The sequence below is a fragment of the Kitasatospora sp. NPDC058965 genome (assembly GCF_042741245.1).
Classification (GTDB): Bacteria; Actinomycetota; Actinomycetes; order Streptomycetales; family Streptomycetaceae; genus Kitasatospora.
Genome location: NZ_JBHYKG010000533.1, coordinates 1 through 2924, shown reverse-complemented (window position 1 = coordinate 2924; position 2924 = coordinate 1). Strand labels below are relative to the sequence as shown.

Below are 2924 nucleotides of genomic sequence, written 5' to 3'. Positions count from 1 at the left end.
GGCCCGGACGCGGCGCCCGCCGACGCCGCCGGCCCGGACGCCGTGCCCGTCCACCCCGCGGCCCCGCCCGGGCCGACGCACTGTCAGGAGGCCGCCCGGCGCACCGGCACTGCCGCCGACACGCTGCGCCGGGCCTTCAACGCCACCCCGCACCGCCCCACCGGACTGTCCACCAGCTCGCGCGCCCTGGTCCGCCTGGTCGACGAGCTCACCTGGCTCTGCACGGTGGTGGCCGACCGCCCCGCGCCCACCGACGAGCCGCAGGCCTGCGACCCCGCCGCGCGCACCGTCCGGCTCGCCGTCGCCGAGGTGCTGGAGCGGGCCGCCGACCTGCTGACCGACCTGCGCGGCCCCGCCGGCCCGCTGCGCGAGGCCCGGCAACGGCTGGCGGCCGCGATGGCGGGCATGGTGCGCAGCTCCACCGTCCGGCTGCCGGTGGACCACCCGGTGGGCGACGGGGCCGCCGAGGTGTACGGCTTCATCGCCACCCTCGACCTCTCCTTCCGGGCCCAGGAACTGGGCTTCGCGGTGCGGCAGATCGCGCGCAACGTGGAGCTGGCCGCCGCTGCCTGGCAGCGCCGCTGGCCGGACCGGCTGCTGGGGCGCGAACCGGGCGCGGTCCGCGGGCCGCTGGCCGCCGCGCGGGACCGGGCCGCCGCGCACCTGGGGCGCCGCTCGGTCTGGCTGCACAACAGCCTGCGCGGTGGGGCGGGCCTGGGCATCGCGGTGCTGCTGGCGAACCTGACGAGCGTGCAGCACGCCTTCTGGGTGCTGCTCGGGACGCTGTCGGTGCTGCGCTCCAACGCGCTGAGCACCGGTCAGAACGCGGTCCGGGCGGTGCTGGGCACGGTGGCCGGCTCGGTCCTGGGGGCGGCGCTGCTGCAGCTGATCGGCCACCACGGGACGGCGCTGTGGTTCGTGCTGCCGGTGTCCGTCCTGGTCGCCGGGATCGCACCGGCCGCGATCTCGTTCGCGGCCGGGCAGGCGGCCTTCACCGTCACGCTCGCGGTGCTGTTCAACATCGGGCAGAACCCGGACTGGCACATCGTGCTGCTGCGGGTCCAGGACATCGCGCTGGGCTGCGCGGTGAGCCTGGTGGTGGCCGTGTTCTTCTGGCCGCGCGGGGCGTCGGCCGCGATGGGCCGGGCACTCGCCGCCGCCTACACGGACAGCGCCGACTACCTGGCGGGGGCGGTCGAGTACGCGCTCGGGCACTGCGCGGTGGCCGACCCGGTCCGCCAACGGCGCACGGCGGCCGCCGCCGCCCGCCGGCTGGACGACGCCTACCGCAGCTACCTCGCCGAGCGCGGCAGCAAGCCGCTCTCGCTGGCCGACACCACCACCCTGGTCACCGGCGTGGTCGGGCTGCGGCTGGCCGCCGACGCCGTGGTCTCGCTCTGGCAGCACGCGGAGCCCGCGCCGCAGCGGCCCGAACGGACCGCGGCCCACCTGGTGATCCTGGGCCTGACCACCCGGGTCACCGACTGGTACCGCGGTCTGGCCGGCTGCCTGGACGGCGGCGCGGGGCTGCCCGCCCCGGTCACCCGGCGCCCCGAGGCCGCCGCCCGCCTGGTCGCCTCGGTCCGCACCGACCTGACCGACCCGCGGGGCCGGGCGACGGCCACCGCCGTGCGCCTGATCTGGACGGGTGACCACGTCGATGCCGCCAGGCGGCTCCAGCCGAGCCTGGCCGCGTCGCTGGCGCGGTACCGCTGACCGGGCCGCGGGCGCGTCCGGTCACCGCTGCCGACTCCGCAGTTGGTGGTCGAGCGAGTCCAGCGCCCACTCCCAGGACTCCTCGCTCGGCACCGCGGTGTGGCGGAACCCGCCCGCCTCCTCCAGGCTGACGAAGCCGTGGAAGACGCTGCCGAGCAGGCGGACCGCGTGGGTCTGCTCGGGCTCGGGGAGGTCGTAGCCGCGCAGCACGGCGCGCAGCATCTCGGCGTGCCGCACGCCCGCGCTGGCGGCGGCGGTCTGCGGGTCCAGCGGCCCGCGCATCGCCCGGTAGCGGCCGGGGTGGGCGCGGGCGTAGTCGCGGTAGGCGTTGCCGCAGGCGGCCAGCGCGTCGCGGCCGGCGCGGCCGGCCAGGTCGGCGGCCATCGTGTCGGCGAGCTCCGCCAGGGCGAGCAGGGCGATCCGGGTCCGCAGGTCCTGCGAGCTCCTCAGGTGCGAGTAGAGGCTGGCCACCTTGACGTCGAAGCGGCGGGCGAGGGCGGAGACGGTCACGTTGTCGAAGCCGACCTCGTCCGCCAGTTCCGCACCGGCCAGGACCAGGCGCTCCGGTGTGAGCCCCGCACGGGCCATGAACCTCTTCCGATCTGCCGAAGGTATGTATCCATTTGCCTAAAGGCTTTAGGAAACCTAGCCTACCGGGTATGAAGCCGTTGACCGAACCAGAGATCCGTGCCGCCTTCGTGAACTGCTCCAAGGGTGAGGCCAAGCGCCTCAACCTCCCCCGCGACCTGGCCGAACGGCCCTGGGAGGATCTGGACTTCCTCGGCTGGCGCGATCCCCAGGCGCCCGACCGGGCGTACCTGGTGACCGAGCTGGCGGGCCGGGTGACCGCCGTGGTGCTGCGCAGCCCGAGCGCGGCCGCGTGGCAGCAGCGGCGCAGCCTCTGCTCGCTCTGCGTCACCATGCACACCGGGGGAGTGTCGCTGATGGTGGCGCCGCGGGCCGGGCAGGCCGGCAAGGAGGGCAGCTCGGTGGGCGCGTACCTCTGCGCCGACCTGGCCTGCTCGCTCTACCTGCGCGGCAAGCGGGAGCCCGGCGGCGGGCAGCTGCACGAGTCGCTGACGGTGGCGGAGAAGATCGAGCGCCTGACCGGCAACCTGGCGGAGTTCCTGGGCAAGGTCACCGCTTGAGCCGTTCGCGCCGGGCGGGTCGCCCGGCGGACGACGCGCAGCGGCGCCACGGGTGAACCC

At 76.0% G+C, this 2924-nt stretch carries 3 protein-coding genes; 2 read left to right on the top strand and 1 reads right to left on the bottom strand.

The genetic code is table 11. The features are described 5' to 3' along the window. The coding region (locus ACFW1A_RS39755) for an FUSC family protein (protein WP_380418480.1) at positions 1–1716 on the top strand (1716 nt) is incomplete at its 5' end. A 21-nt stretch (positions 1717–1737) separates the two neighbouring features. Here the strand turns inward: ACFW1A_RS39755 and ACFW1A_RS39750 are convergent. Further along, on the bottom strand, positions 1738–2304 hold the full coding sequence (locus ACFW1A_RS39750; protein ID WP_380418478.1) for a TetR/AcrR family transcriptional regulator: 567 nt from the start codon (positions 2302–2304) through the stop codon (positions 1738–1740). A 71-nt stretch (positions 2305–2375) separates the two neighbouring features. Here ACFW1A_RS39750 and ACFW1A_RS39745 point away from each other — a divergent pair, with 71 nt between their 5' ends. After that, positions 2376–2864 carry an FBP domain-containing protein gene (locus ACFW1A_RS39745; protein ID WP_380418476.1) on the top strand — a complete coding sequence of 163 codons (489 nt, stop codon included), beginning with the start codon at positions 2376–2378 and terminating at the stop codon, positions 2862–2864. Positions 2865–2924 lie beyond the last annotated feature (60 nt).

What these genes read in the sequence shown, in the direction of transcription:
- ACFW1A_RS39750 (WP_380418478.1), bottom strand. Translation starts at nt 2,304, where the DNA reads ATGGCCCGTGCGGGGCTCACACCGGAGCGCCTGGTCCTGGCCGGTGCG.
- ACFW1A_RS39745 (WP_380418476.1), top strand. Translation starts at nt 2,376, where the DNA reads ATGAAGCCGTTGACCGAACCAGAGATCCGTGCCGCCTTCGTGAACTGC.